This is a genomic window from Dolichospermum sp. UHCC 0315A (assembly GCF_008121535.1).
GTDB lineage: Bacteria > Cyanobacteriota > Cyanobacteriia > Cyanobacteriales > Nostocaceae > Dolichospermum > Dolichospermum lemmermannii.
In genome coordinates this window covers 1,142,045-1,167,192 of the sequence record NZ_CP043056.1, presented here as the reverse complement: position 1 = coordinate 1,167,192, position 25,148 = coordinate 1,142,045, and the positions used below count along the sequence as shown (strand labels likewise).

29 protein-coding genes are annotated in these 25,148 nt (G+C 37.4%); 14 read left to right on the top strand and 15 right to left on the bottom strand.

Annotated elements, in window-relative coordinates; genetic code table 11:
* Nucleotides 1–109: 109 nt before the first annotated feature.
* Nucleotides 110–2,998, bottom strand: coding sequence for a CHAT domain-containing protein (locus BMF77_RS05395; RefSeq protein ID WP_148761234.1), 2,889 nt, complete (start codon nucleotides 2,996–2,998; stop codon nucleotides 110–112).
* A 434-nt stretch (nucleotides 2,999–3,432) separates the two neighbouring features.
* On the opposite strand from BMF77_RS05395, the gene BMF77_RS05390 reads away from it, so the two are divergent.
* Entirely contained in the window at nucleotides 3,433–4,542 is a 1,110-nt protein-coding gene (locus BMF77_RS05390) for an S-(hydroxymethyl)glutathione dehydrogenase/class III alcohol dehydrogenase (RefSeq protein WP_148761231.1), read from the top strand.
* An 87-nt stretch (nucleotides 4,543–4,629) separates the two neighbouring features.
* A complete protein-coding gene (locus BMF77_RS05385; protein ID WP_148761229.1) occupies nucleotides 4,630–5,121 on the top strand; it encodes a DUF29 domain-containing protein in 492 nt (163 codons plus the stop codon).
* A 94-nt stretch (nucleotides 5,122–5,215) separates the two neighbouring features.
* Here the strand turns inward: BMF77_RS05385 and hemW are convergent, their stop codons facing one another.
* Nucleotides 5,216–6,400 (bottom strand): radical SAM family heme chaperone HemW, encoded by a 1,185-nt coding sequence (gene hemW, locus BMF77_RS05380; RefSeq protein ID WP_148761227.1) that lies wholly within the window; start codon nucleotides 6,398–6,400, stop codon nucleotides 5,216–5,218.
* Nucleotides 6,401–6,642: 242 nt separating this feature from the next.
* Between hemW and BMF77_RS05375 the strand changes: the two genes are divergently transcribed.
* Nucleotides 6,643–7,719 carry a PIN/TRAM domain-containing protein gene (locus tag BMF77_RS05375; protein WP_148761225.1) on the top strand — a complete coding sequence of 359 codons (1,077 nt, stop codon included), beginning with the start codon at nucleotides 6,643–6,645 and terminating at the stop codon, nucleotides 7,717–7,719.
* A 266-nt stretch (nucleotides 7,720–7,985) separates the two neighbouring features.
* On the opposite strand, the gene BMF77_RS05370 is transcribed toward BMF77_RS05375, so the two are convergent.
* The gene (locus BMF77_RS05370) at nucleotides 7,986–8,783 is read right to left on the bottom strand and encodes a D-alanyl-D-alanine carboxypeptidase family protein (protein ID WP_148761223.1); all 798 of its coding nucleotides are present in this window, start codon (nucleotides 8,781–8,783) and stop codon (nucleotides 7,986–7,988) included.
* An 84-nt stretch (nucleotides 8,784–8,867) separates the two neighbouring features.
* Between BMF77_RS05370 and BMF77_RS05365 the strand changes: the two genes are divergently transcribed.
* Nucleotides 8,868–9,785, top strand: coding sequence for an AEC family transporter (locus tag BMF77_RS05365; RefSeq protein WP_148761221.1), 918 nt, complete (start codon nucleotides 8,868–8,870; stop codon nucleotides 9,783–9,785).
* Nucleotides 9,786–9,847: 62 nt separating this feature from the next.
* Here the strand turns inward: BMF77_RS05365 and BMF77_RS05360 are convergent, their stop codons facing one another.
* The gene (locus BMF77_RS05360) at nucleotides 9,848–10,369 is read right to left on the bottom strand and encodes a phosphoribosyltransferase (RefSeq protein ID WP_148761219.1); all 522 of its coding nucleotides are present in this window, start codon (nucleotides 10,367–10,369) and stop codon (nucleotides 9,848–9,850) included.
* A 71-nt stretch (nucleotides 10,370–10,440) separates the two neighbouring features.
* Here BMF77_RS05360 and BMF77_RS05355 point away from each other — a divergent pair, with 71 nt between their 5' ends.
* A complete protein-coding gene (locus tag BMF77_RS05355) occupies nucleotides 10,441–11,892 on the top strand; it encodes an MFS transporter (protein ID WP_148761217.1) in 1,452 nt (483 codons plus the stop codon).
* A 257-nt stretch (nucleotides 11,893–12,149) separates the two neighbouring features.
* On the opposite strand, the gene BMF77_RS05350 is transcribed toward BMF77_RS05355, so the two are convergent.
* On the bottom strand, nucleotides 12,150–12,551 hold the full coding sequence (locus tag BMF77_RS05350; RefSeq protein ID WP_148761215.1) for an endonuclease domain-containing protein: 402 nt from the start codon (nucleotides 12,549–12,551) through the stop codon (nucleotides 12,150–12,152).
* Nucleotides 12,552–12,789: 238 nt separating this feature from the next.
* On the opposite strand from BMF77_RS05350, the gene BMF77_RS05345 reads away from it, so the two are divergent.
* From BMF77_RS05345 to BMF77_RS05335, 3 genes are all read left to right on the top strand, one after another.
* Nucleotides 12,790–13,149 (top strand): hypothetical protein, encoded by a 360-nt coding sequence (locus BMF77_RS05345; protein ID WP_148761213.1) that lies wholly within the window; start codon nucleotides 12,790–12,792, stop codon nucleotides 13,147–13,149.
* Between the two features lie 81 nt (nucleotides 13,150–13,230).
* A complete protein-coding gene (locus tag BMF77_RS05340; RefSeq protein ID WP_148761211.1) occupies nucleotides 13,231–13,581 on the top strand; it encodes a hypothetical protein in 351 nt (116 codons plus the stop codon).
* Nucleotides 13,582–13,586: 5 nt separating this feature from the next.
* Nucleotides 13,587–13,994 carry a hypothetical protein gene (locus BMF77_RS05335; RefSeq protein WP_148761209.1) on the top strand — a complete coding sequence of 136 codons (408 nt, stop codon included), beginning with the start codon at nucleotides 13,587–13,589 and terminating at the stop codon, nucleotides 13,992–13,994.
* Nucleotides 13,995–14,139: 145 nt separating this feature from the next.
* On the opposite strand, the gene BMF77_RS05330 is transcribed toward BMF77_RS05335, so the two are convergent.
* From BMF77_RS05330 to acnB, 3 genes are all read right to left on the bottom strand, one after another.
* Nucleotides 14,140–14,388, bottom strand: a complete 249-nt coding sequence (locus tag BMF77_RS05330; RefSeq protein WP_053538041.1) for a hypothetical protein — start codon at nucleotides 14,386–14,388, stop codon at nucleotides 14,140–14,142.
* Nucleotides 14,388–14,540, bottom strand: a complete 153-nt coding sequence (locus BMF77_RS05325; RefSeq protein ID WP_234413293.1) for a hypothetical protein — start codon at nucleotides 14,538–14,540, stop codon at nucleotides 14,388–14,390. The genes BMF77_RS05330 and BMF77_RS05325 overlap by 1 nt, the downstream gene beginning before the upstream one ends.
* 88 nt (nucleotides 14,541–14,628) lie before the next feature.
* Nucleotides 14,629–17,259: a bifunctional aconitate hydratase 2/2-methylisocitrate dehydratase gene (gene acnB / locus BMF77_RS05320; RefSeq protein WP_148761207.1), complete on the bottom strand. Its 2,631-nt coding sequence runs from the start codon at nucleotides 17,257–17,259 to the stop codon at nucleotides 14,629–14,631.
* Nucleotides 17,260–17,468: 209 nt separating this feature from the next.
* Here acnB and BMF77_RS05315 point away from each other — a divergent pair, with 209 nt between their 5' ends.
* The 5 genes from BMF77_RS05315 (at nucleotide 17,469) to BMF77_RS26545 (ending at nucleotide 19,503) form a co-directional block, all read left to right on the top strand.
* The gene (locus tag BMF77_RS05315) at nucleotides 17,469–18,347 is read left to right on the top strand and encodes an ATP-binding protein (RefSeq protein ID WP_148761205.1); all 879 of its coding nucleotides are present in this window, start codon (nucleotides 17,469–17,471) and stop codon (nucleotides 18,345–18,347) included.
* Nucleotides 18,347–18,562, top strand: a complete 216-nt coding sequence (locus BMF77_RS05310; RefSeq protein WP_148761203.1) for a hypothetical protein — start codon at nucleotides 18,347–18,349, stop codon at nucleotides 18,560–18,562. The genes BMF77_RS05315 and BMF77_RS05310 overlap by 1 nt, the downstream gene beginning before the upstream one ends.
* A gap of 8 nt (nucleotides 18,563–18,570) precedes the next feature.
* Nucleotides 18,571–18,780, top strand: coding sequence for a hypothetical protein (locus BMF77_RS05305; protein WP_148761201.1), 210 nt, complete (start codon nucleotides 18,571–18,573; stop codon nucleotides 18,778–18,780).
* On the top strand, nucleotides 18,780–19,157 hold the full coding sequence (locus BMF77_RS05300) for a hypothetical protein (protein ID WP_148761199.1): 378 nt from the start codon (nucleotides 18,780–18,782) through the stop codon (nucleotides 19,155–19,157). Before BMF77_RS05305 ends, BMF77_RS05300 begins: the two co-directional genes overlap by 1 nt.
* A 187-nt stretch (nucleotides 19,158–19,344) precedes the next feature.
* Nucleotides 19,345–19,503, top strand: a complete 159-nt coding sequence (locus BMF77_RS26545; RefSeq protein ID WP_168204401.1) for a hypothetical protein — start codon at nucleotides 19,345–19,347, stop codon at nucleotides 19,501–19,503.
* A 97-nt stretch (nucleotides 19,504–19,600) separates the two neighbouring features.
* Here the strand turns inward: BMF77_RS26545 and galE are convergent, their stop codons facing one another.
* Nucleotides 19,601–20,599, bottom strand: a complete 999-nt coding sequence (gene galE, locus BMF77_RS05295; RefSeq protein WP_148761197.1) for a UDP-glucose 4-epimerase GalE — start codon at nucleotides 20,597–20,599, stop codon at nucleotides 19,601–19,603.
* A 378-nt stretch (nucleotides 20,600–20,977) separates the two neighbouring features.
* Here galE and BMF77_RS05290 point away from each other — a divergent pair, with 378 nt between their 5' ends.
* The gene (locus BMF77_RS05290) at nucleotides 20,978–21,166 is read left to right on the top strand and encodes a CPXCG motif-containing cysteine-rich protein (protein WP_148761195.1); all 189 of its coding nucleotides are present in this window, start codon (nucleotides 20,978–20,980) and stop codon (nucleotides 21,164–21,166) included.
* 90 nt (nucleotides 21,167–21,256) lie between these two features.
* Here the strand turns inward: BMF77_RS05290 and BMF77_RS27685 are convergent, their stop codons facing one another.
* The 6 genes from BMF77_RS27685 to BMF77_RS05260 all read right to left on the bottom strand — a co-directional run bounded on the left by BMF77_RS27685 (nucleotide 21,257) and on the right by BMF77_RS05260 (nucleotide 24,915).
* Entirely contained in the window at nucleotides 21,257–21,532 is a 276-nt protein-coding gene (locus BMF77_RS27685) for a transposase (protein ID WP_246863072.1), read from the bottom strand.
* A 539-nt stretch (nucleotides 21,533–22,071) separates the two neighbouring features.
* Nucleotides 22,072–22,521 carry a CsbD family protein gene (locus BMF77_RS28880; RefSeq protein WP_148761193.1) on the bottom strand — a complete coding sequence of 150 codons (450 nt, stop codon included), beginning with the start codon at nucleotides 22,519–22,521 and terminating at the stop codon, nucleotides 22,072–22,074.
* Nucleotides 22,522–22,566: 45 nt separating this feature from the next.
* On the bottom strand, nucleotides 22,567–23,037 hold the full coding sequence (locus BMF77_RS05275; protein WP_148761191.1) for a BON domain-containing protein: 471 nt from the start codon (nucleotides 23,035–23,037) through the stop codon (nucleotides 22,567–22,569).
* Nucleotides 23,038–23,051: 14 nt separating this feature from the next.
* Complete coding sequence (locus BMF77_RS05270) at nucleotides 23,052–23,681, bottom strand: signal transduction histidine kinase (STHK), LytS (protein ID WP_148761189.1); 630 nt, start codon at nucleotides 23,679–23,681, stop codon at nucleotides 23,052–23,054.
* Nucleotides 23,682–23,786: 105 nt separating this feature from the next.
* The gene (locus tag BMF77_RS05265) at nucleotides 23,787–23,969 is read right to left on the bottom strand and encodes a CsbD family protein (RefSeq protein WP_148761187.1); all 183 of its coding nucleotides are present in this window, start codon (nucleotides 23,967–23,969) and stop codon (nucleotides 23,787–23,789) included.
* Between the two features lie 43 nt (nucleotides 23,970–24,012).
* Nucleotides 24,013–24,915, bottom strand: coding sequence for a DUF2382 domain-containing protein (locus BMF77_RS05260; protein WP_148766822.1), 903 nt, complete (start codon nucleotides 24,913–24,915; stop codon nucleotides 24,013–24,015).
* Between the last annotated feature and the right edge of the window lie 233 nt (nucleotides 24,916–25,148).

Sequence of the window (25,148 nt, the reverse complement as noted above, 5' to 3'; positions counted from 1 at the left end):
TAAGAATACATCAATTTTCATTAATTTGACACTTACAATCACTGCTAAATCTCTACATGAAATAATACGAAATTTTTGATAATGTTGGGTTTCACTTTGTCAACTCAACCTACATTACAGGAGAAACAGCACAAAAAGCAGCCCAAAAATATGGTTGGTTAAATGGTTGATGTTCGGGTCTACATTGCTTAGATAATGAATTAATAATGTTCTCTTTTTGTTCCTCCTTTATTTCAGTTTTCTGCTTCAACCAATCAATGATTTCTACCTGTGTGGCTTTGCGTAACCATTCCTGGACTGTGTTTAATGCCAATGTGATATCCTGGGGTTTATTGGCGATATTTTCATATAATTTAATCATTAAAATAGCGGTGTGAACATCACTCACAGTCCACAAACTGCTAACAATATTAACTGCACCGGCTTTCATAAAACCACTGGATAAACCAATAAATTCATCACTGTTATTTCTAACATCAATTACGCCGGTTTCGCAAGCAGAAAGACAAACAAGATAACATTGAGGGAGATTTAATTCTAAGATATCTGCTAATGTCAAACATTTTGATAAATCAATAGCAGTTTCTTCATTAATTCTCACATAACGAGATGAATATGTTGTCAAAAGTGAAGGATTAACTTCCGACTCAGCAAGTTGTAAAGCTGATTTTAAAGGTGATTCTAAATCAAAACTACCGTGACAAGAAAAATGTAACCATTGGGAATTAGTAAAGTTATTAAATGTGGTAGTTTCTTGTAAATTGGCTTTGCTGGCCTCATTATTTTTGAGGATTTGCTGGGGGTAGAAATTAGCTGCAATTGTTTCCACTTCAGTGTTAGTAAAAGGTAAATTGTTATTAGGATCTTGAATTGCAAATAGGTTACTTAATCTTGTTCTCTCTCCTTCTAGGAGAGAGTTAGACAGAGGTTCTAATCTTGTTCTCTCTCTTTGTAGAATAGGGTTAGAAAGACGTTCTTTAGCAATATTCAAAAGTTGACAACTGGGTGCATAACTGACACCACCAGGATATTTATCAAATAAATATTCTGAATTTGTAGATAAAGGAATAGCATGAAAAGGTAATAAGTGTAAATAACGGTGGGGAATGATAATTATTTTTTGAATATCCTTTGGAACTTGGGCAATTATTTCATTAATATGGAAAATTTCTGCAAGTTTGGTAAGTTGATCATTTAAATTATTTCGCCATTTGTTACGGTCGGAATAGTAAAGGGTGATATATTCATCATAAACCCAATCTATGAGTTGATCTAAATCTTCCTCTGTAGATTTCCAAATTATTGGTTTATCGTTGTTTTTGGTAATAATGAAAGCCCGGAAACAATCATTAAAAATGTAAAATTGAATAATTGCAGTTTTCTCATCTAACAGATTTTGAATTTCTGAATATTCAATTGGTGTAAAATCAACCTTTTCAGCAATCAATTCTACTAAATTGCGGGTTTTACTGCGTTCAATATAACTGATAGCTTCCCTTTCTTTACCCAATGCTAAACAAACTTCCACCATGCTTACAAAAAGTTTATTCCATTCTTCCGCTTGTTTGCGTTTACTTTCTTCCCCAGAAATAATTTCCCCCCGTATATCTTCAACTGTGACAAGGGCAGATTTAAAGGTATCGTAAGCTAAATCAAACTGTTGTGAATCTTGATAAAGAATACCCAAATTGAATAAAGTTTGAGCATTTTCTACAGGAAAATCGGTGCGGGTATAAACTTCTAAAGCTTGCTGATAAGCTGCAATGGCATTTTCCAGATTATCCGCTTTATCTCCCCTGATTCTATCTCTGTAGGCATTCCCCAGATTATTTTGCGTCATTGCCCAATCTACAGGAAAATCGGTGCGGGTATAAACTTCTAAAGCTTGCTGATAAGCTGCAATGGCATTTTCCAGATTATCCGCTTTATCTCCCCTGATTCTATCTCTGTAGGCATTCCCCAGATTATTTTGCGTCGTTGCCCAATCTACAGGAAAATCGGTGCGGGTATAAACTTCTAAAGCTTGCTGATAAGCTGCAATGGCATTTTCCAGATTATCCGCTTTATCTCCCCTGATTCTATCACTGTAGGCAGTCCCCAGATTATTTTGCGTCATTGCCCATTGTACAGGAAAATCGGTGCGGGTATAAACTTCTAAAGCTTGCTGATAAGCTGCAATGGCATTTTCCAGATTATCCGCTTTATCTCCCCTGATTCTATCACTGTAGGCAGTCCCCAGATTATTTTGCGTCATTGCCCATTGTACAGGAAAATCGGTGCGGGTATAAACTTCTAAAGCTTGCTGATAAGCTGCAATGGCATTTTCCAGATTCTCCGCTTTATCTCCCCTGATTCTATTTCTGTAGGCTATCCCCAGATTATTTTGTAAATTTCCCCATTGTTCTGGAGAAGTATCACGGGTGAAAACAGTGGAAACTATTTCATAACCAGTAATAGCAATTTCCACATTATCGGCTTTGTTACCTAAAGGAAATTGCTGTATCAGATTACTAAACTCACCTATCACTACAGCGAAAAATTGTTTTGCGTCTGGTTCTGCTTCTTCTAGTAGACCTGTCCGAAGCTGTAATAATTTAACAAAGGTGAGATTAAGTTTATCCCTATTTGCAGCCAGTAAAGGGTAAACTACCTGGGGATTACCTCGACTTTCTGCGGTAGCTTGTAATACTTCTAATAAAAATTGTAAATAGGTATCAAAATTTGCTTGATTAAGCGGCGTTTCTGGTTCTGGAGTATTCCCATTTAGGGCTATATCTAACTCTTCACTGAGTTGAGAAGCTAAAGCCAGCAACCGGTTAGCACGATTTTCTTGTCCTTCCTGGGTAGACATTTGTTCTACCCCTACCTTCAGCAATTCTAAAAAATCAACATCGAGTAATTCCCTGTTAGCTTGTAATATAGCCGCTTCTTGACCATGGGGACAACTAAGCAGTTGTTGAATTAGCTGATAATATGCCTGTAGACGCTGTTCATCCATAAGTTAGGGCTGGATAGAGTAGAACCTAGATCATGCTTCAATAGTATCTTGACACATTGCGGACAATATTACCCTGCAAATCCCGAAAATCCTGATTCTGACAATTAATTATCCTGAAAATCCTCAAATCCTGGACATCCTGATTCAGACAATTAATTATCCTGAAAATCCTTAAATCCTGAACATCCTGATTCTGACAAAAAATCATCAGCCGGTGCGTCAGATGCGATTATTTAGTGATAATGAATAGATTTTCAATATCTGACGCACCCTACAAAATCCCTATCCTGTAAATCCTTAAATCCTGGACATCCTGATTCAGACAATTAATTATCCAAGGTAAAATGATCCAAGGTGCGCGAATGGTAAGCGCAAACTATGATTATTCAGGTAGATATTAATCCCAAAAACGAACCTTAAAGGAGAATTGCATCTTGGAAGTTAAAGCAGCAGTAGCTTACACCGCAGGAAAACCTCTCACAATTGAAACTGTACAATTAGCACCACCACAAGCCGGAGAAGTCTTAATTGAGATTAAAGCCAGTGGGGTTTGTCATACTGATGCTTTTACCCTTTCTGGTGATGATCCTGAAGGGTTATTTCCGGCAATTTTAGGACATGAAGGCGCTGGTATAGTTGTCGAAGTGGGCGCTGATGTCAAAAGTCTCAAAAAGGGAGATCATGTAATTCCTTTATACACTCCCGAATGTCGGCAATGTGATTATTGTTTAAGTTTCAAAACCAATCTCTGTCAAGCAATTCGCGGTACACAAGGACGGGGTTTAATGCCCGATGGTACGAGCCGTTTTAGTATCGGTGGCGACATGATTCACCATTACATGGGTACATCCACCTTCGCTAATTATACGGTATTGCCAGAAATCGCCGTTGCCAAAATTCGGGAAGATGCCCCTTTTGATAAAGTTTGTTATATCGGTTGTGGTGTGACAACAGGAATTGGTGCAGTTGTGAATACAGCTAAAGTAGAACCAGGCGCAAACGTGGTAGTTTTCGGTTTAGGTGGCATTGGTTTAAATGTGATCCAAGGGGCGCGAATGGTGGGCGCGAATAAGATTATTGGTGTAGATATTAATCCCAGCAAACGGGCTTTAGCTGAAAAATTTGGCATGACACATTTTGTCAATCCCCAAGAAGTTGCAGGTGATTTAGTTCCTTATTTGGTAGATTTAACAAACGGTGGTGCTGACTATTCCTTTGAATGTATTGGTAATGTCAATATCATGCGTCAAGCTTTAGAATGTTGTCATAAAGGTTGGGGTGTGAGTGTGATTATTGGTGTAGCTGGTGCAGGTAAAGAAATCAGCACTCGTCCCTTTCAATTAGTAACTGGCAGGGTTTGGAAAGGTTCGGCTTTTGGTGGTGCAAGAGGGCGGACAGATGTACCGAAAATAGTAGATTGGTATATGGATGGTAAGATTAATATTGATGATTTAATTACTCATGTGATGCCGATTGAAAAGATTAATGATGCTTTTGATTTGATGCACAGGGGGGAATCTATTCGGAGTGTGGTGACTTTTTAGGTTTTTGTTTCGCGCAAAGACGCTAAGGAGCAAAGGCGCAAAGGAAGAAAGGAGTTATAATTAATTCAACGTTACTAGGTTTTAATTATGCAGTCACCAAGGGCGAAAGAATCCGCTGTAAACCTGAATCTTTATGAAACGGATTTTTATGCCTGGACTCAACAACAGGCTAATTTATTACGTTATCAGCTATGGAATCAAGTTGATTTAGTGAATTTAATTGAGGAAGTTGAATCTTTGGGGAGAAGGGAACGCCAAGAATTAAGAAATCGTCTGATTATTTTAATTAGACATTTACTCAAGTGGGAATATCAATCATCAAAACGTAGTCGCAGTTGGTTAGCAACTATTCGGATTCAACGCCGAGACATCATAAAATTACTGAATGAAAATCCTAGTTTGCAGTCTTCTCTAGAAGTAGCACTTGAGGAAGCTTATGAAAATGCTAGGGATTTAGCATCAGGAGAAACCAATTTACCGTTATCAACCTTTCCTTCTCAATGCCTATATTTATGGGAAGATCTAATTAACCTCAACTTTTATCCTGGTGAAGTTGCAAATGATGATTTGATGCAATAATCGGCATTGCTAAATTAAAATATGAAATTGGAAACTCACAAATTTCAAACTTTGCGCCTTTGCTTCTTTGCGCCTTTGCGCGAAACATAATTTATTATTCTCCCAACTTTTCAAACAACTTCGCTAACATCACATTAGAAAATATAAAACCATCGGGATCGCTAAAACGCAACCTATCCCCAACAATCTTCACCCAACCCTGAGCAAAGTATGGTTGCAAACAGCTTTGAATTCTCTCAACTTGATGGTTGCCAAAGTTTGTTGCTAAGGAATTTAAACTGATTCCTTCGGCTAACCGTAACCCTAACATGAGAGTTTCTAACAAAACATCTACCTGTGGTGTGATTTCACAATCAATGACAGCACCATTTTTTAACCATTGGTAATATTCCTGGGTTTTGCGAGGACGGGTGAAGCGTTTACCTTGTATATAGCTGGCTGCACCCATACCAAAGCCATAATAGGGGCGATTTTGCCAATAAACTCGATTATGCTGGCATTGATGTCCTGGTTGGGCATAATTGGAAATTTCGTAATGTTCGTAACCAGCATCAGTTAAGGTTTTTTGCCCCAGTTGATACATTTTGACGGTGGTTTCATCTGTGGGTAAGGGATGATCTCCCGGTTTGTAATAACGATTGAAGGCTGTTCCGGGTTCAATGGTCAGGTCATAGATGGAAATGTGAGTTGGGGTGGCTGCTACTGCTTGGATTAAGGAATCTTGCCATTGTGCTAAAGATTGATGCGGTAAGCCAGAAATCAAGTCTAAGCTAAATTCGGGAATCTCGACCTTGTGAATTAACTCTATAGCTGTAAATATATCTATAAGGGAATGCGATCGCCCAGCAGTTTTTAACAATTCTTCTTGGAAAGCTTGGACACCCAAACTCACGCGATTTACTCCTAAGCTACGATAACCAGCGATATGTGCAAAATCAAACGTCCCTGGGTCAATTTCCATAGAAATTTCTACCCCAGAGGCAATGCCAAATCGCTGTTCTAAGGTTGTCAATATAGATTGCAACTGTGCTGTTGATAATAGTGAAGGAGTACCACCACCAAAAAAAATTGTTTCTAAAGGTTGACTATAAGTTGGTGCAATCCTGATTTCTTGACATAAAACTTCAACATATTCGCCAATTGTCCCAGAATTTTCGCCCCGTGAGTTATTCCCGACCACAAATACCGGAAAATCGCAATAAAAACATCGTCGCCGACAAAAGGGAATATGCACATAAGCAGAACTGGGAATCCCCCAACCAATATCTTTTTGACTCATTTTGAACAATAGTGAAGTTAATTTGATTTGAATATTAAAAATAATGAAAATGAGGAGTTTGTTTACAACTTTTTATCCTTTTTCCCTAAAAATAAAAATAATGTGCAGTAAAAACGCTTTAGTTATAATGTTGGCATATTCTGTCTGCCTGAGCAGCTAAGATGATTCCATCACTAAAAAGGACTCAAACAAGCATACTTTACTCTATCGAATAAATATCGTTGTAGGAACACAACATAACCATGCTGGATGTCATTATTATTCTCTCATTTATCTTGGCAGCGTCGGGAATAGGTTATTTCAGCACTGATCTACTCCCCCCTGGTACTCTTAATGGAGTTAGTGATTTAGATGCCTTACGCCTAGTTTTCGCTGTCTTTGCTGCCATTATCGGTGGTGCAGTCGGGCTGAGTTTCCAGACTACATACCGTCGGCTAGAGTCACAAGTCCGGGAAATGCCCCTAGAAGTCATTCTCACCCGTGCCATTGGCTTAGTAATTGGGCTATTACTCGCCAATCTGATGTTAGCCCCGCTATTTTTATTACCCATTCCCCCAGATTTTGGTTTTATCAAACCTCTTGTTGCGGTTGTTGGCAGTATTATCCTCTCTGTTACAGGAATGAACTTAGCAGATACTCACGGACGGGGTTTGTTAAGATTAATTAACCCCAATACTGTAGAAAGTATGGTGGTGGAAGGAACTCTTAAACCTGCTAATACTAAGGTTTTAGATACTAGCTGCATTATAGATGGCCGGATTGAAACATTACTAGAAACAGGATTTCTAGAAGGATTAATTCTTGTCCCCCAATTTGTTTTACAAGAATTACAACAAGTAGCTGATGCTAGTAAGGATCAAAAACGGGTGAGGGGAAGAAGAGGACTAGAAATTCTCAACCGCATTCGGGAAAATTATCCCGAACGCATTTTAATCAATCCTGTGGACTATGAAGATACTGCCACTGTTGATGCTAAATTGGTGCGTTTTGCTCAAGAAATCAATGGCACATTACTCACCAATGATTACAATTTATCGAAAGTTGCTAGTGTGCAAAAAGTTCCAGTTTTGAATGTTCATGATTTAGTCAATGCTGTTCGTCCAACTTATTTACCTGGTGATTATCTGGATTTGAAAATTCTCAAAGAAGGAAAAGAACCAACTCAAGGAATTGGGTATTTAGATGATGGCACAATGGTAGTAGTGGAAGAAGGTAGAGGTTATGTCGGTGGTGAATTGCGAGTAGTAGTTACCAGTGCTTTACAAACTTCTGCTGGAAGGATGATTTTTGCCAAACCCCAAGCTTCCGCATTAGCCTAAGGAATATGGCACGGAAAACTAGAGTTAAATTATGTAAATCGGTGTGGGGAACTGCACCGATAAACTACATTTAATTTTATTTCGCGCAAAGAGGCAAAGGAGCAAAGGCGCAAAGGAAGAAATAAATACATGAAATCCGAACTAATGTAAAACCAGAAATTATAAATATTTTTCCATTACATAATTTTTAAGTTTTATTCCTCGACGTTCTACAAACAGTTTCATAATTGCTTCAGTGTCAGATATCTGATATTCTCTGATTATCATTATGGTGTTTTTACAGGTTTGATATTTTTGGCTTTATAAAATGTTTCTAAACTATCAGTATCACCGACAAAACGCCAATGCCAAGGTTCATAACTCACGCCTTGAAGATTATTTTTCGGAAAGGAAATTTCAAAACTAAATTTGGCAGCATTGGCTTGTAACCACTGATAAGCTTTGGTATTATCAAAATTAGCTTGGAGATTAGTTGCTGGGACTGTGCCATCGCCAACATCCACCGCATAACCTGTATGATGTTCACTATGATTTGGTGGTGCGCTGAGGGCTGCTCTTTCGGCTGGGGTTTGATTCCGCTGTGCGCCTACACCGAAAAATAACTGCTTTTGCTCTTGTACAGAACGAAAGCCAGAAATTGGAACTAAAATTACACCCGCACTTCTAGCGGTTTGTACCATGGCTTGAAACTTGACAGCGGCAGATTTTCGCATTCTGATTCTACTGTCACCCGTAATTGGGGCTAATTCTGATTCTGGTGCTTCTGAATAGGGAAAATGTCCCAACACTGTATCATTATTATTTGGGGTATTAGCGGCTATGGGTGTAGAACTAATCGGTGCAGCTACAGAATTAGCATTTGGCTTAGGTGTTGTCAGCGAAAACAAAAAACCACTAGAGACAGCCAGTAGCAAAAATCCTGTTAATCCACCTATAATCAAAACCACAGGTTGGACTTTGATCTTACTTCCTGCATCATTTGTATCGCGTAAAGCTACTGGGATATCATCACCAGAGAGAGGGTAGGAATTGTGCGGTTTTTTAGGAAACCCAGCTTTATTCAAGTTTTTGCTCCTGTTTGTGTTTAATAGTTAGTTAAAGAAGAAATGAGTTTTGTTTAATGCTTAATTTTGAATTATGGTGTAATTTTGATAAATCTTTTAGAACTATATATCAAGTTAGTGGGATTAATCCTAGTGGGATTTATACTGGGACGTAAGTTGCCTAACAATACTTCCGCTTACGTAGGTCAATTTCTCTATTGGGTGGGAGTACCTATAAGCATCATCGGTTTTTTACTACAAACAGATTTATCAGGACAGATTTGGATTGCACCGATAATAGCTCACTTGGCAATCTTTCTGGGGGCATTATTAGCTTGGTTAAGAATCAAAGCCCAAGCCCATTTCACTGATTCAGTTCCCCCCGCGACAACTCAAGGTAGTTTGATTCTAGCAGCAATGGTAGGTAATACAGGTAATTTGGGTTTTCCCATTACTTTAGCAATGGTAGGTAAAGAATATTTTGCCTGGGCTTTATTTTACGATATGTTGGGTTCGCTGTTTGGTGCTTATGGTTTAGGTGTGTTTCTTGCTGCTAAGTTCGGTAATAATACTCAAAATCAGATGCAAATAGCAAAGGTAATTTTGATTAATCCGGCTTTATGGAGTTTTGGATTTGGCTTATTATTGCATCAAGTCACGCTTCCCTCTCCAGTGGTATTTTGTTTGGAAAAATTGGCTTGGGGTGCAGTTGCTTTATCTTTGATGTTAATTGGAATGCGACTTTCCCAACTAAAATCTTGGCGAAAATTACCACAAGCGGGGAGTAGTGTCTTCATTAAAATGCTATTAGTGCCGATGATTTTAGGTAGCACTCTCTCATTTTTTGGTGTTACTGGTAATGCAGCACAGGTGATAGTTTTACAAATGGGTATGCCTCCAGCTTTGGCTACATTGGTAATCGCGGAAACCTTTGATTTGGATAGAGATTTGGCTGTTACTGCTTTAGCTATGGGGATGATAGTTTTGTTGTTTACTCTTCCTGTTTGGTTATGGTTATTTTAACAAAAAGTGAAAAAGTAGAGACGTTACATGAAATGTCTCTACAAAAATTCTGGATATTTGGATTATGTGACTACTAAATTCTCCTTTTTTGCCAGTTCGGAAGGACTAATAGATTCGTAATGTTCAAAAGGTTGATGAATCCAAGGATTATCAGCCAGATAATCAACGTGGTAGTCAGGAACAACAACTGAACAAGCTTTATACCAAATTACAGCAGTGCGAATTTCTTGAATGGGAAAATCATGATGTTTCTGTAGCCAGGGAACTGTTTCTTGAATAGTGATACCAGAGTCTACTAAATCATCTACTAGCAAAATCCGTGAACCTAAATTTTCACTAGTCATGGTTAATTGACGAGAAATAATTAAATTACTTCTTTTATATGTCCCCGCGCCGTTGTAAGATGAAGTAGCTAAAATTGCTAATGGTTGATTGTATATGCGGGAGAGAATATCTCCTACTCGCAGTCCCCCTCTAGCTAAACAGACGATTTGGTTAAATTCCCAACCCGATTGATAAATCTTTACAGCCAGTTGTTCAATTTTGTGGTGATAATCTGACCAAGAAATGTAAAGGTCTGACATAAAACTAAAATAAGTGTGTTAATAATTGTCAATTATCAATTGTCAATTGTCAATTAATAAGGGTGTAATTTATGGTTAAGGATAATGGTGATAATAACGATTTTCCTAAGTCGCTAACAAGTGAAAAATTAGATTTTAAAACTAAATTAGCTTATGGTGCGGGAGATTTGGGACCAGCGATTACTGCAAATATTGCTGTATTTTACATGATGGTTTTCTTTACCAATGTGGCAGGAATTCCAGCGGGTTTGGCAGGTAGTATTTTGATGATTGGCAAAATTTGGGATGGTATCAATGATCCTATGGTGGGAATGTTGACTGATAAAACCCAATCCCGGCTCTGGGGTCGTCGTCTACCTTGGCTTTTATATGGGGCAATTCCTTTTGGATTTTTCTTTTTCTTGCAGTGGATTGTCCCCCAATTTACTGCTGACAAAAGTAGTAATATTTGGTGTTTATTTTGGTATTATGTAGTAATTGGGATTGTATCTCAGGCATTTTATACTGTTGTGAATTTGCCTTATACAGCCATGACTCCTGAGTTAACTCAAGATTACGATGAACGGACTAGTTTGAATAGTTTTCGGTTTACGTTTTCCATTGGTGGCAGTATTTTATCGTTGATTTTATCAAAAATTATTTTCTCACAAATTAGCGATCGCCAACAACAATATTTAGTTTTAGCGGCTGTGTGTACCGTGATTTCGGTTTTATCTTTGTATTGGTGCGTTTATGGGGTGCGCGATCGCATTTTGGCTTTTGAAGCTAAACGGATTTCTTTGCCACAAGAAGCCGAAATTCCCTTTTTTGAACAGCTAAAAATTGTCTTTAGTAATAAACCTTTTCTGTTTGTAATTGCTATCTATCTTTTTTCTTGGTTAGGTGTGCAAATCACAGCCAGTATTATTCCCTATTTTGTCGTTAACTGTATGAAACTTAAAGAGGGAGATGTCCCCACAGTCATGATTGCAGTCCAAGGAACGGCTTTATTTATGTTATTTATTTGGAGTTATTTAAGTAAAAAGATTGGCAAAAAAATCGTTTATTTCTTAGGAATGAGTTCCTGGATTATTGCGGCTGCTGGATTATTTTTCTTACAGCCAAATCAAGTTGGTTTAATGTATGTTATGGCTGTAATGGCAGGTATGGGAGTTTCTACAGCTTATCTAATTCCTTGGTCAATGATCCCTGATGTGATTGAATTAGATGAATTGCAAACTGGACAACGACGGGAAGGAATTTTCTATGGTTTCATGGTTTTATTGCAAAAATTTGGTTTAGCTTTCGGGCTATTTTTGGTCGGTAATACTTTACAAGCTTATGGTTTTAAAGAAGCTGTTGCTGGACAAAGTTCTTTACCTGTACAACCGGAATCTGCACTTTTAGCCATTCGTATCGCTGTTGGACCAATACCAACCGTTTGTTTAATTGCCGGGTTAGTTTTAGTCTACTTCTATCCCATTACCCGCGAAATGCACGCGGAAATCATGTTAAAACTGCAAGTACAACGGCAGAGGACATAAACGCGAATTCTCACAAATACTCATAAACCCAAAATGTCTCTTTTTGTTCTATACTCTGGAATAATTGCACTTGAGAAGCAATTTCTTGAAAGGTAGTTAGATGATTCATTTATTTGATATTGGTTAATGGATTAAGTCTATTTTTACAATTATATCAAATAGTAAAGCGATATTGACCTCTCCCCCAACCCCTCTCCTACAAGGAGAGGGGAGCAAATCTTGCTCCCCCTTCCCTCGTAGGGAAGGGGGCTGGGGGGTTAGGTCTTGTCACAACAAGTTTGATAAATTCGCATCAAAACTTGGTCAATTTTCTCTGTTATTTCTTCATTTTTAAATCTTAATAACCGTAAACCTCTTGCTGATAAAATTTTATCTCTTTCTACATCATATTCAATTTGTTGTTCGTGAATTTTTCCATCTACCTCTATGACTAAACTAGCAGCATGACAATAAAAATCTACTATAAAACCATCTATAATTTGTTGCCGGCGAAAATGTAAACCATGCAAGCGGTTGGCGCGAAGATGTTCCCACAGAATTTTTTCTGCTGGTGTCATTTGGCGACGCATTTCTTTGGCGAGTTCGAGTTTTACGGGTTCTATTTTTTGTCCAATTACTATGTTACGAAGTCCGTCTTTTTTCGGTGGTTGGTTGTTCATTTGTGGGGTGTGTTTTTATATCGTGTTTGACCTCTCCCCCAGCCCCTCTCCTACAAGGAGAGGGGAGTAAGTCTTGCTCCCCCTTCCCTTGCAGGGAAGGGGGTTGGGGGGTTAGGTTGGTTTGGGATATTGGAGGAATGTGATCCTACTTAAAATCATAATAAATATGTTGACATATAAATTACAGTTGTGATATATCTAAATTATCTAATATCAGCAACTATACCAGGGGTAATTAATGTCAAGTTTTGTATTTTACTCTATTAAAAATGCTTTAAGCAAAGCTTTAGAATCTTTGCCAGATTGGAAAAGTCTAAACCCCTTTGAGAAAGGACAGCAAATTGACAAATCTTTTAAGGTAATTTTACAAGATTTGATGAAACAGTTCAATATGAAGCCTGGTGTTGATTATGTTGATAATTTAAAGGATAACGAGCAAAGTACAGATTTTGTAGCTTTGTCACAGAAAGCAGATGATTTAATTCAAGGATTATTAACTGGTAAAATAGTAGCTATTTCAGAATATAGTAAAGTTAGTAAATTAGGTAATCAATTTACTGTTAAGGCTCATTTTCGTGATATTAGAAAGTCAGCCTAACTAAATTTAATTAATTTTTTCCTTCGTATTTTATAAAAAGTGTAACCTAACTATATTCCAACAAGTGAACAGGTAAAATAAATGTTTTTTGAAGAAAAACCAAAATATTTTGAAGCGGGGAATTTTATCTATGAGTGTAAATCTTCCCCTGATCATCTAGATGCTCCTATTAATCAAGGTAGTCTTAAAAAATGGCTAAATGATGTAAAAAAGCTATTGAAAAGAAGACAACCAAGCGGCTTTCGTTATATCTTCCCTGTTAATCGTTTAGACGACAATAACAAAAATATTTTAGAACAACTGAAGACAGAATTTCCTAATATAGACATACAATATTATGATTGCGATTCAGTTGATCGCCTTGTAAAAGCCTTGCAAAAAGTAAATAGCTTACCTGAATTAGTTCAATATCTTAAACAAGCTAGGAATTAAAATGTATGTCTCAATCTATTCATTTTGCCAGACTTAAGTATTTTTCTGAAGAATTTACTAAAGATAGGAACTATGGCGATATTTTGCATGAGTTAAAGAAGATTTTAGGAAAAGAAGAAAATATTGATGAAACACTGGACGGTAAATTTACTGAAGATATAGAACTCAAATATCCAAGTCTAAATGCTTATGATAAAATACAAGAATTTTTGAAGACTGGATCAGAAATTCAGTTACACTCTAGATCCAGGTTTTACTTTGTTAATGAAGAAATATGGAAAGTGATAGAAGAAGCTATTTTTAGAGAGTCTAAACAAATAAAAATGAAGGAAGATTTTTTCGATCTAGCAGAAGATTATATAACAATTAAAGGATATTTTAACAAAAAAATGTTGGTTTTTGATGCTTCTTAGCTTTGGGATAAGTTATAAAAAGACCTACCATTTATTTTTGTCAAAAAAGGTAAAATAGCAAATTGCTTCCGACCATTTTTCGTGAAAAATTCAGGATGCAATTCTATCATATTTTAACCCATTTCTATTCATAATATTTTCTCTACTAATCATCTGCTAAAGTTTCCAACTCATCAGAAATCAAATTTTGCCAATCTTCATCACAATGGGAATGTAAATGAATAGAAGCTACCAGCAATTCTGAGAGAATTTTACCCTTTTGTCTATCGCTTAACTCAGAAAGTTGTAATTGATTAACCAGAGAAATCACATTTTGGCATTCTTCCTGTAATTCCATTAGTAACTGATTAAGCGTTGAGTTTTCACTGGTAATTTTTAGTTTTGCGAGTGTCATTAGTTTTTCCCCAATCTTTTTAACGCTTGTTTTATCCCTTGTTCAAAAGCTATGATTTCCTTTTCCCAATGATTAATCAAACCCGGATCTGGAAAATCCTTCTCTAATTCTAGCCTGATTTTTTCTTTGTGTTCAGCAATACGAGATTCCAAAGATGATATTGCTTTCTTAAAATGACTCTTCCCCATATAATATAAATTATAACATTCAGGTGAGTCATCAAGACTCACCCCAATTACATTATACCAAAGCCGCCTGTTCCTCCTTACTAATCACCCTCCCCTCATTCTCAAAACCAACAATTTGATCAAAGTTCAAATAGCGATACAAATCATCAGCAAAAGGATGAATTCTTTCTGCCACAATATCCAAATATTCCTGCACATTAGGAAGCCTTCCCAACAACGCACAAACCGCTGCTAATTCCGCCGAACCTAAATACACTTGAGCGCCTTTACCCATGCGATTATTGAAGTTACGAGTTGAGGTAGAAAACACCGTTGTATTATCATCAACTCGCGCCTGATTTCCCATACATAAACTGCATCCTGGTATCTCAGTTCTCGCCTTTGCAGCCACGAAAACATCATACACACCTTCCGCCTTTAATTGGTGTTCATCCATTCTTGTAGGAGGTGCAATCCACAACCGCGCTTTTACATCTCCTGCACCTTCCAAAACCTTCGCAGTTGCTCGATAATGGCCGATATTTGTCATACAAGAACCAAGGAATACTTCTTGTACAGGATCATTGGCAACTTCCGATAATAACTTAACATTATCTGGGTCATTGGGAGCAGCTACAATTGGTTCTGTGATTTGGCTTAAATCAATTTCAATTATTTCTGCATATTCGGCATCAGCGTCAGCAGATAATAATACTGGATGATCTAACCATTCTTGCATTTTTGCCACCCGGCGCATAATAGTTCTGGCATCACTATAACCCCGGGCTACCATATTAGTTAAAAGGGCAATATTGGAACGTAAATATTCCGCAATTGTTTCTTCGCTTAATTTAATTGTACAACCAGCACAAGAACGTTCTGCGGAAGCGTCGGTTAATTCAAAAGCTTGTTCAACTTTCAAATTTGGTAATCCTTCAATTTCCAAAATCTTGCCAGAGAAGATGTTTTTCTTGTTCTGCTTCTCCACAGTTAACAAACCTTTTTGCATGGCTACATAAGGAATGGCATTGACAACATCCCTTAAAGTAATTCCTGGTTGTAATTCCCCTGTAAATCTGACCAAAACTGATTCTGGCATATCCAAAGGCATGACACCCAATGCACCAGCAAACGCTACTAACCCCGAACCCGCAGGAAAGGATATACCCAAGGGGAAGCGAGTATGGGAATCTCCCCCTGTACCCACGGTGTCGGGTAACAACATCCGGTTTAACCAGGAGTGAATGATACCATCACCAGGACGCAACGCCACACCACCACGGGAGGAGATAAAGTCGGGTAATTCTTGGTGGGTTTTAATATCCACAGGTTTGGGATATGCGGCTGTATGACAGAAACTCTGCATGACCAAGTCTGCACTGAAACCTAAACAAGCGAGTTCTTTCAATTCGTCTCTGGTCATTGGTCCTGTGGTGTCCTGAGAACCCACTGTAGTCATGATTGGTTCGCAAGATGTCCCCGGACGTACTCCTGGCAAACCAGCGGCTTTCCCGACCATTTTCTGCGCCAATGTGTAGCCTTTGCCGGTGTCCGCTGGGGCTTGAGGACGGATAAATAAAGTGCTGGGCGCTAAACCCAATGCTAGACGGGTTTTATCGGTGAGGGTACGCCCAATTAGTAGGGGAATGCGTCCACCTGCGCGAACTTCGTCTAAAATGGTGTCAGGTTTGAGGCTGAAGGTGGAAATGACTTCTCCTGCGGCATTGAGAACAGTTCCTTTGTAGGGATAAATGGTAATTACGTCACCGGTTGCCATTTTGCTGACATCGCATTGAATGGGTAATGCACCGGCATCTTCGGCTGTGTTAAAAAAGATAGGAGCGATCGCACTTCCTAAAATATAACCTCCCGCCCGTTTGTTTGGCACAAAGGGAATATCATTGCCCAAATGCCATAATACAGAATTGATTGCAGACTTGCGAGAAGAACCTGTACCCACGACATCACCAACGTAAGCAACAGGATGACCTTTTTTCTTCAACTCTGCAATGGTTTCTAAACTTCCTGGTTGACGAGTTTCTAACATCGCCAAAGCGTGTAAAGGAATATCTGGTCTGGTTGTAGCGTGGGTTGCCGGTGATAAGTCGTCAGTGTTGGTTTCTCCGGGAACTTTGAAAACGGTAACGGTGATAAATTCTGGTAATGTGGGACGCAACGTAAACCATTCTGCTTCTGCCCAGGAGTTTACCACCTGTTTGGCGTAGGGGTTGGTTTTGGACAATTCCAAAACATCATGGAAAGCATCATACACCAACATAATTTTGCTGAGGGCGTTGGCTGCATAAGCGGCGATTTGTTCTCTTCCTTCTCCTCCCATGACCAAGGGTGTTTCTGAAGATTCTGATACAGAACTGCTAGAAACTTGGAGTAAATCAATTAAGGATTGAACGTTGTAACCACCAATCATTGTTCCCAGTAATTCTACTGCGTCAACTGGTGAAACTAAAGGACTGGTAATTTCTCCTTTAGCAATTGCAGTCAGAAATCCAGCTTTTACATAAGCAGCTTGATCTACTCCGGGGGGAATGCGGTCACGTAATAAATTTAATAATAACTCTTCTTCGCCTGTCGGGGGATTTTTCAGTAATTCACACAATGCTGATGTTTGTACTGCATCTAACGCTAAGGGAGGAATACCCAGTTGAGCGCGTTCTGCAACCTGTTGACGATATTCTTGTAGCATGGTTTAGATTGTGATCCTGTAATGTCTTGCTTTCTTTATTATTTTATTGTAAGGGAATTGTTACAGGAGTTACTGATGGACGGAATTTGCCCTCTCATCTTTTTGTAAGTGTAAGAAATATTAAGTTTTAATGATATGTTATGTCCCATTCAATTGTAATTCTGGTATAATTTCCATAGCCTAAATCAAGTTTTCAATAGACATCTCTCATGAGTAATGGATTAATACAATTAACGTCTGCGGAAATTAAACATAAAATAAATCATCAGAAACTTTTTGGAGTAGATGATTTGTTTAAGTATCTTTTTAATTTCTGCAAAATCTGTTTAACAGCAGATCAAAAGCAGATTGATGATTTTAGTTATTATGATTTAACACCATCAATCTTACTTTATGGTGTTCCTAATACTGGCAAAACAATACTATGCTATTCGTTATTTTATAAGTTAAAACAAGAAGTTACAAATGAAATTAATTTTTATTATATTGATGTAGGAAGGATGCTTGATCCAGCATTAGGACAGTCTTCACGTAATATAGCAGAGATTTTCGATGATCTAAAAAGCAAATGTAAAAATGGTTCTTCTGTATTTCTGTTATTAGATGAGTTAGATACTTTTTGTATGAGTAGAAGTAGAACTCAAGAACATGATGCTATTAGAAGAGCTATGACAACTCTCATGCTTGAATTAGATAAACTTCATCCTAGCAAAGATAGCAAACTTTTGATTTTCGGAATCACTAATGTTCCAGAGTTAATTGACACCGCAGTTGTGAGAAGATTCTCTTTAAAAAAAGAAATGCAGCTTCAAATGAATTTAGATGTTTTTAATAATTACCTAAAAGATTTAGGTGATATACTTAAATATTTTCCTTCTGAAGAAATCAGAAAACAACTATTTGAATTGTATCAAACAAGAAATTTAACTGCGGGCGATGTAAAAAATTTTTATAAGGAAATTTATATTGATTTTTTATGTAAAAGAGAAGAACAAAGTTTAATTAATAAGAAAATCATAGAACTCTTTTCAAAAGGGTTTTCAACTTGTGAGCATCTTGTAACAGCCAAAAAGGAGCTAATTAGATAATGACTGATCAAACTGATGAAGATAAAATGATGGAAAGACTACTCATTCATAAAAATATGATTGGTTGGTTAATTAAAAAACTTCAGGCAGAAGGTATTAAATGTAAAAGAACTACTGGTAATGATCCTAATGGAGATATACTACTGATTAATCCTGAAGATGAACCAAGAGTTAAAGACATGATCCGTAAAATACAGCAGGAGTATAATCAGTAATTTTTTTTATGAAATATATTGAAATAAAAGCTAGAAAAACTACACTTTATCCAGGAGATATAGAAAAAATTATTTCCAAAGGTTGTGTAAGTGGAATTTTAACTACAGGTAAAATTTCAAATAATGCCAAAAAACTTTTAGATCAAGCTGGTATTGCTTGGGCTGAGAATATTGAAGAAAGACAATTTTTAGAATCTGAAGCGGAGGAATTAGAGTAATGTTAGACATTAAATTTTACAGCAAAAATTGTGAATCATCTGTTATGATTGAATTGTCTGATGAGTTGTATAAAAGATTAGCTAAATCAGATTTCTCAGAAATAGGCCAACCTCATAAAATAAAAATCAAAATTGATGGAGAAGAAGACGAAATTGAAGCTATTGATTTGAATAAAGGAAAAATAACTAATAGACAAAGATTAATTGATTTTTTCAAAGAAGAAATTGTTGAAGAAAGTAAAAATATAAAAACAAAATTAGGAGAATCACCACCTTCAAAAGATGAATATAAACAACTCTATCCTTTCTTCAAGTTGATTGAAATCTTGACATCTTTAGAAAATACACAATTTTATTATCTCCAAAAAGCTACTTAAAAGTAATGGGAGATAGCGATCACTGTTTTTGATCTTGTAATTTAAGAGAGTGTTAGCGGTAGCTTCCCATAGGTATCGCTTAATCGTTCATCCTCAAAAATAACCCCATCCTGTCAATCCTAAAATCCTGGACATCCTGATTCAGACAATATGCTATAATCTACCTAATGATTTAGGAGTAAAATCAATGCTACAAATCAATAAAAATTACGTCTTAGATCAAAATCAAAAACCAATTGCTGCACAAATCCCTATGATTGAATTTGAACAAATAGAGGAAATTTTATCTAAACATGAAGCTTTAAAATATTTAGAATTACTGAAAAATAACCATGTGGAAAGTTGAATCAACAAGAGCGGAAGCTCCCCGACTTCTCCTTTAGTGATATCAATAAGTGATGAATCAATCGTAGAAATCGGGGAGCTAATCCTTACACTAAAAATTATTTATGCCTTGTTTTATGCCATTGCCAAGCGTGAGAAACGATATCCTTAATACCTGGATATTGAGGTTGCCAATTCAAGATTTTTCTGGCTTTTTCACTTGTACCAATTAAGGCTGGAGGATCTCCAATCCGGCGATCGCATTCCTGCACTGATATTACCATACCTGTGACATCTTCTGCCGCAGCAATCACTTCTCGAACTGAAAAACCGTTACCATTTCCTAAGTTAAAAACTTCGCTTTCACCACCATTTAATAAATATTCTAACCCCAAAACATGGGCATCTGCTAAATCATTTACATGAATATAATCCCGAATACAAGTACCATCAGGAGTAGGATAATCAGTTCCGAAAATACTAATAGATTCTCGTTTACCTAATGCTGTTTGTAATACTAAAGGGATTAAATGGGTTTCGGGATCATGATCTTCTCCTAATAATCCCTGGGGGTTAGCACCAGCAGCATTAAAATAGCGGAAACGCACTGATTTAAAATTGTATGCCACATCAAAATCAGTTAATATCCTTTCTACCATTAATTTAGTTGCCCCATAGGGATTAATGGGATTTTGGGGATGATCTTCTGTAATCGGAATAAAATTCGGTACACCATAGGTGGCACAGGTAGAAGAAAAGACAAAATTCTTAATAGAAGCTGCTAACATTGATTCTAATAGTGTCAGCGTTCCTAAAACATTGTTACGGTAATATTTAGCGGGATCTGTTACAGATTCACCTACATAAGCATAGGCGGAAAAGTGCATAACTGCGGCAAAATTACGACTCTGAAAAAGATTATCTAATAAAAGGCGATCGCTTGTATCCCCTTCGATCAATTCTACCCGCAAAACCTGTTCTACCAAATCCCGATGTCCATACACCAAGTTATCAAGAATTACCACCTCATAACCGGCTTGCTTGAGGGCTAACACCGTATGAGAACCAATATATCCTGCTCCCCCCGTTACCAAAATACTAGGCTTTTCCGCTGACATAGTTTCTCCTTGATGGTTCTTTGATTATAGGACTTACGCAAGTGTCACACTAAAAATCTGTTGTAGGGTGCATCAGATATCAACAATCTGTTTATTTGCAGGATTTATGCAGTCTGACGCACCCTACCAATGTGCCAGTTGCGTAAGTCCTGTATGAATCTAATTTAGCCTAATATTATTTCCTTTTAAAGATAAAATTTATTCTTTGTTGTCCAGAAGTTGCATGAGTAGAGATTCTCCACGCTATAAAATTTATTTAGCACACCTTTACATAAAATTGGTATAATTTTAATGATTATAGAAAATAGCCAATTGACAATTTCATCATTTAATATTAAAATGTGGGAAAATAAATAAATTATTAAATAGATATAGAAAATGCAAAATACATCAGAGTTTTATTGTGCTTATTGTGGAGAAGTAAACGTAACTTTTATTGATTTCAGTGCCGGAATGCAACAAAACTATATAGAAGATTGTCAAGTTTGTTGCCGTCCTAATATTTTGTATATCAGGATTGATGAAGACACACTAGATATTGAAATAGATACCGAATATGATGGTTAAATAATTCGGAACAGCCTCATAAAAAAACGGAAGAAGAGAGAGGATAAAAGTTAAATTTTCAGATATCCGATACTTTTCTGCTAACAAAAGTTAACAAATACATAAGTTGAGGTTTTCTCTCAACCAAGGCGTATCAACCAATGCACGGAGAAAAATTCCCCGCGCACCATTCAAATCTCTATCCATGACATTATTTGTGGATGGAGATTTTATGGTTTTAGAACCACCAAGATTCTTAACTATTTCGCCAGTCCAACTAACTGTCTTTGAAGTATAGGCTTCATTTACATCCAATACTATCTTTCTATGTTCAAATGCTTTGTGTTTAATAAATTGTTTGAATTGATAGTGCGATAGTGTTAGCATTTGCCGGACTGATTTGGATCTAATTCTTCCTTTCCCTTTCTTTGACATCTGAGATGTTTCAAAAGTTGGTAAAAGAATTACATCGAAATTGTCAACCAACAATTTGGCGGTCTTTTTATGTAGCTCAGATACAAGATTTTTTATCTTTCCTCTCAATTTAGTTGCGGCTAATTTGAGTCTTCTTTTTTGTTGGCATTTAGCTTGAGATATTTTGCCAACTAACTTGTCCAATTTAAAACAAAGTTTTTGGATTTTGATGTTAGCCGTATCTTGCGTGACTATCACCGGTGATCATTTTCAAAGTAACGCCCAAATTTGCTAGATCAATAATTGTATTTTTGATGTCAAGAGGGTTTGGGCGATTTTACTTTTCGTTACATATTACTCTTCGAGAAGCTGCTCCGCGTCTACGGTTTTTTTCCGTTCACCTACTTAATTAATGTTAGAAATAATTGTAGTTCTGGTTAAGCTACAGCCACCAAATCCCAAAAATGTTGGGTTTCCTTGCGTCAACCCAACCTACAAATTTTAATTAATGACTACTTAAAAGTATTGCGAAGTTCTTCTTTCATTTTATTTGCTGGGTTACGAGATTCACTTTTTATGTCATCAGTTTTTCCACTAGGTAGATAATTAGGGTTGACAATACTATTGTCTATGGCTTTTTCAGTTTTAGCTTCAATCTTTTTGGTTGCTCTTGAGTTGGGTTGCCACTTCGTATCTTTTATATCTTCGACTGCATTACGAACTTTACTTTCAGCTTGCTTGGCTTTACCCATGAATTGGTCTTTTTTATTTCCTGTCACATTACCGAAAGTTTCTTGAACTTTACCTTCAATATTTTTAGTTGTGGCTTCGACTCGATTCATAGTTGTGGCTATTTGAGTCTGAGCGAGACTAACCTCAGATGTAAAAGCTGTGAAAATTCCCAGAAATAGAACTAAACTAATGACGAAAAAAAACTTGCGAAATTGTGAAAATAGATTCATGAAATTTTCCTCATTTATAGGTTGTTAATTAATAAATGTCATCGGTTATAGTTTTGGACTTGGTACGGCTGGAACAATTTTGACTACAACTTTGACGCTTCTTACACCCTTGATTTCTTTAGCAAGAGAATTAATTTTATTTAGTTGTTCTTGATTCTGGACATTTCCAACTACAACAATTGCTCCATCTTTAGCAGCCACAGTTAATTGACTAGAGGGAATATTCGCCTCTAACTTAGAACGAACCTCACTGGCAAGATCACTATTAGCGCGAGTTGCATTCCCTCCAGTGACGTTATTGCGTTGTTCACGGGCGCGAATATCTGCGTTGAGTTGATCTCGACGAAGTTGGCTAGTTGCGTCTTTTTGATTGGCTAAAATTGTTTTATCTGTGGGAACTTCACCAGTTTTCTCAGCAGAATCGGGCGCACTGCTGCTAGTTTTGGCTTTATTGTCACAAGCAACTGTTCCCAGAACCAAAATGCTACTGAGGACTAAAAGCGTAATTTTTCTCATATTTCCAATCCCTTTTACACACGCGAGACAACAGGATTAGCAGAACGGCTAATGGTTGGACTATTGTAAACTTCCCATTCCCGCATTCCCTTGTGCTTGAAAATTGTTTCTGCTCTCAGGATTTCCGCCTCTGTGCCATCTACAATTACTAGATAATCCCCATCAACTACATAATCGTGGTAGATTTGCGCCCGATGTTCGGGAATTCCTAAACCTACTAAACTACCAATTAAACCACCAACTGCTGCTCCGATAGCTCCACCTGCTAGAGTTGTAGCGATCGCTGTAGCTACTGCTCCTGCTAACATAACTGGACCAATCCCCGGAATTGCTAGAGTTCCTAACCCAATTAGTAACCCTGTCAACCCCCCAACCGCTCCTCCTGCCTCGACTCCAGTTTTCGCACCTTCCTCTACACGAGTGGTTTCATGAGTGGTTTCATGGCCGATTTCACGGGTTTCTGTTGGTTCTTGAACTCGTGTTTCACCAATTTGGTATCGCTGATTTAGATCTTCATCATGTTTAGCAATCACAGATACCTGATTCATGTCAAATCCGTTATCTCGCAGTTCATTTAGAGCATCTTCTACTTCGTCGTGACTAGAAAATACTCCCACTGCTCGTTTATTATTAATCAAGGTCATTTTTTTATCCTTTCACAAGGGAAAAAGTGGCAGGTAACAAGGTAATTAAGAATTAGTTTGTAAGATCAAAAGAAGCCTTATTTCCCCCGCCCCTGCCTGGTTAATCTACTCAATAATTTCTTTGGCTTGATCTTTCACATCTTCAACTGCGTGGCGAATTTTGGCTTCTGCTTGTTTTTCCTTGCCTTCTGTTTGAGTTTTTGGATCTCCTGTTAAATCACCTACGGCTTCTTGAACCTTACCTTCAATGTTTTTGGCAGTTGCCTTAGCTCTATTTTTCACACTCATAATCTGCTCCTAATGGAAAATTTACTAACGCGAAATCTGAGTTTTATCTTCTTTCCACATTCGGATGTTCTTGGGTGTTAACATCCAATTCTTCTCGACGCAGAGTTTCTTCTGCTTCAATGGTTTCGTGATCTACAACTTTATTAACTCTGACTTCTTCTCGTAAGAAAGCTTCTTTATGAATGTCCGCAGTTTCTTCATAAAGTTCTATTCGACTCACTTCTGTCGTTCCAAAGCTGTCGCTACCTAAAGCCACCGTTTCTCCCGCAGTTGTAGGAGTGACTCGTTCAATGACAATTCTTTCCTTATCTATGGGAACTGAAACCCGCGCTTTTTCTGTTTCTGTATGTTTCCCAACAATAACTTCTCCCGTTTTGGCGCGGACTTTGTTGGCAATTAATCGTTCTTGATATAGTTTGAAAGTTTGATGATCCTGATCATTCAAAGCATATAGAGCCGGATCTGCTTTATAGTCATAGGCAGCACTGCCGTTACCGGACTTTCTCGGTGGGGCTATGGGAGGGGCTACCATAGTACCTCCCGCAGGTCGAGAACTGGCTGTATCTACAGAACCGGAACTTTCTAAGAATGCTTCGGAACGATATACTCCTCTGACTTGTTCTTCATAGTTATAATCAATTTCTTTGTGTTCGTTAAATTCGGGTAAATTCTCTGCTTGTTGTTTGGTCATTCCCACTGTATAAATCCGTTCAGAGGTATGATCAATGCGCGAACGACCAACTGGCAATAAAACTTTTTTCCCAAAAATCCACAAACCTAAATCAACAACAAAATAGCGAAAATGTCCTTGGTCATCTACTAAAATATCGCTGACTGTGCCAATTTTTTCATCTGCGGTTGCATAGACACCCATACCTTTGATATCTTTGCCTTCAAAACTTTCTCGATAATTCGGATCAAATTCTTTAATTTTCAAAAGAGGCATACTATTTCCATCTCCACTTTTTACGGATGTGGAACAGGTTGATAATTTTGCTCCTGTTCCAGTTTCACCATCAGTTGATGTCATCAAATACCAATTATTCTCAACATTAGAACCTGGTACAATTGGGTTATTAGTTTTTCAGCTCTGTTAGTTCTAATATGTATACATTAGTTATTTTTATGATTAAGACCGTCCATCAAAGGGTTGATTATGCTTGTATGTCAATAGACAGA

What these genes read in the sequence shown, in the direction of transcription:
- BMF77_RS05310 (WP_148761203.1), top strand. Translation starts at nt 18,347, where the DNA reads ATGACTGATCAAACTGATGAAGATAAAATGATGGAAAGACTACTCATT.
- BMF77_RS05275 (WP_148761191.1), bottom strand. Translation starts at nt 23,037, where the DNA reads ATGAGAAAAATTACGCTTTTAGTCCTCAGTAGCATTTTGGTTCTGGGA.
- BMF77_RS05395 (WP_148761234.1), bottom strand. Translation starts at nt 2,998, where the DNA reads ATGGATGAACAGCGTCTACAGGCATATTATCAGCTAATTCAACAACTG.
- BMF77_RS05260 (WP_148766822.1), bottom strand. Translation starts at nt 24,915, where the DNA reads ATGCCTCTTTTGAAAATTAAAGAATTTGATCCGAATTATCGAGAAAGT.
- BMF77_RS05330 (WP_053538041.1), bottom strand. Translation starts at nt 14,388, where the DNA reads ATGACACTCGCAAAACTAAAAATTACCAGTGAAAACTCAACGCTTAAT.
- BMF77_RS26545 (WP_168204401.1), top strand. Translation starts at nt 19,345, where the DNA reads ATGCTACAAATCAATAAAAATTACGTCTTAGATCAAAATCAAAAACCA.
- BMF77_RS05265 (WP_148761187.1), bottom strand. Translation starts at nt 23,969, where the DNA reads ATGAGTGTGAAAAATAGAGCTAAGGCAACTGCCAAAAACATTGAAGGT.
- BMF77_RS05335 (WP_148761209.1), top strand. Translation starts at nt 13,587, where the DNA reads ATGTCTCAATCTATTCATTTTGCCAGACTTAAGTATTTTTCTGAAGAA.
- BMF77_RS27685 (WP_246863072.1), bottom strand. Translation starts at nt 21,532, where the DNA reads ATGCTAACACTATCGCACTATCAATTCAAACAATTTATTAAACACAAA.
- BMF77_RS05355 (WP_148761217.1), top strand. Translation starts at nt 10,441, where the DNA reads ATGGTTAAGGATAATGGTGATAATAACGATTTTCCTAAGTCGCTAACA.
- BMF77_RS05345 (WP_148761213.1), top strand. Translation starts at nt 12,790, where the DNA reads ATGTCAAGTTTTGTATTTTACTCTATTAAAAATGCTTTAAGCAAAGCT.
- BMF77_RS05360 (WP_148761219.1), bottom strand. Translation starts at nt 10,369, where the DNA reads ATGTCAGACCTTTACATTTCTTGGTCAGATTATCACCACAAAATTGAA.
- BMF77_RS05385 (WP_148761229.1), top strand. Translation starts at nt 4,630, where the DNA reads ATGCAGTCACCAAGGGCGAAAGAATCCGCTGTAAACCTGAATCTTTAT.
- acnB (WP_148761207.1), bottom strand. Translation starts at nt 17,259, where the DNA reads ATGCTACAAGAATATCGTCAACAGGTTGCAGAACGCGCTCAACTGGGT.
- galE (WP_148761197.1), bottom strand. Translation starts at nt 20,599, where the DNA reads ATGTCAGCGGAAAAGCCTAGTATTTTGGTAACGGGGGGAGCAGGATAT.
- BMF77_RS05290 (WP_148761195.1), top strand. Translation starts at nt 20,978, where the DNA reads ATGCAAAATACATCAGAGTTTTATTGTGCTTATTGTGGAGAAGTAAAC.
- hemW (WP_148761227.1), bottom strand. Translation starts at nt 6,400, where the DNA reads ATGAGTCAAAAAGATATTGGTTGGGGGATTCCCAGTTCTGCTTATGTG.
- BMF77_RS05270 (WP_148761189.1), bottom strand. Translation starts at nt 23,681, where the DNA reads ATGACCTTGATTAATAATAAACGAGCAGTGGGAGTATTTTCTAGTCAC.
- BMF77_RS05315 (WP_148761205.1), top strand. Translation starts at nt 17,469, where the DNA reads ATGAGTAATGGATTAATACAATTAACGTCTGCGGAAATTAAACATAAA.
- BMF77_RS28880 (WP_148761193.1), bottom strand. Translation starts at nt 22,521, where the DNA reads ATGAATCTATTTTCACAATTTCGCAAGTTTTTTTTCGTCATTAGTTTA.
- BMF77_RS05350 (WP_148761215.1), bottom strand. Translation starts at nt 12,551, where the DNA reads ATGAACAACCAACCACCGAAAAAAGACGGACTTCGTAACATAGTAATT.
- BMF77_RS05300 (WP_148761199.1), top strand. Translation starts at nt 18,780, where the DNA reads ATGTTAGACATTAAATTTTACAGCAAAAATTGTGAATCATCTGTTATG.
- BMF77_RS05305 (WP_148761201.1), top strand. Translation starts at nt 18,571, where the DNA reads ATGAAATATATTGAAATAAAAGCTAGAAAAACTACACTTTATCCAGGA.
- BMF77_RS05340 (WP_148761211.1), top strand. Translation starts at nt 13,231, where the DNA reads ATGTTTTTTGAAGAAAAACCAAAATATTTTGAAGCGGGGAATTTTATC.
- BMF77_RS05375 (WP_148761225.1), top strand. Translation starts at nt 6,643, where the DNA reads ATGCTGGATGTCATTATTATTCTCTCATTTATCTTGGCAGCGTCGGGA.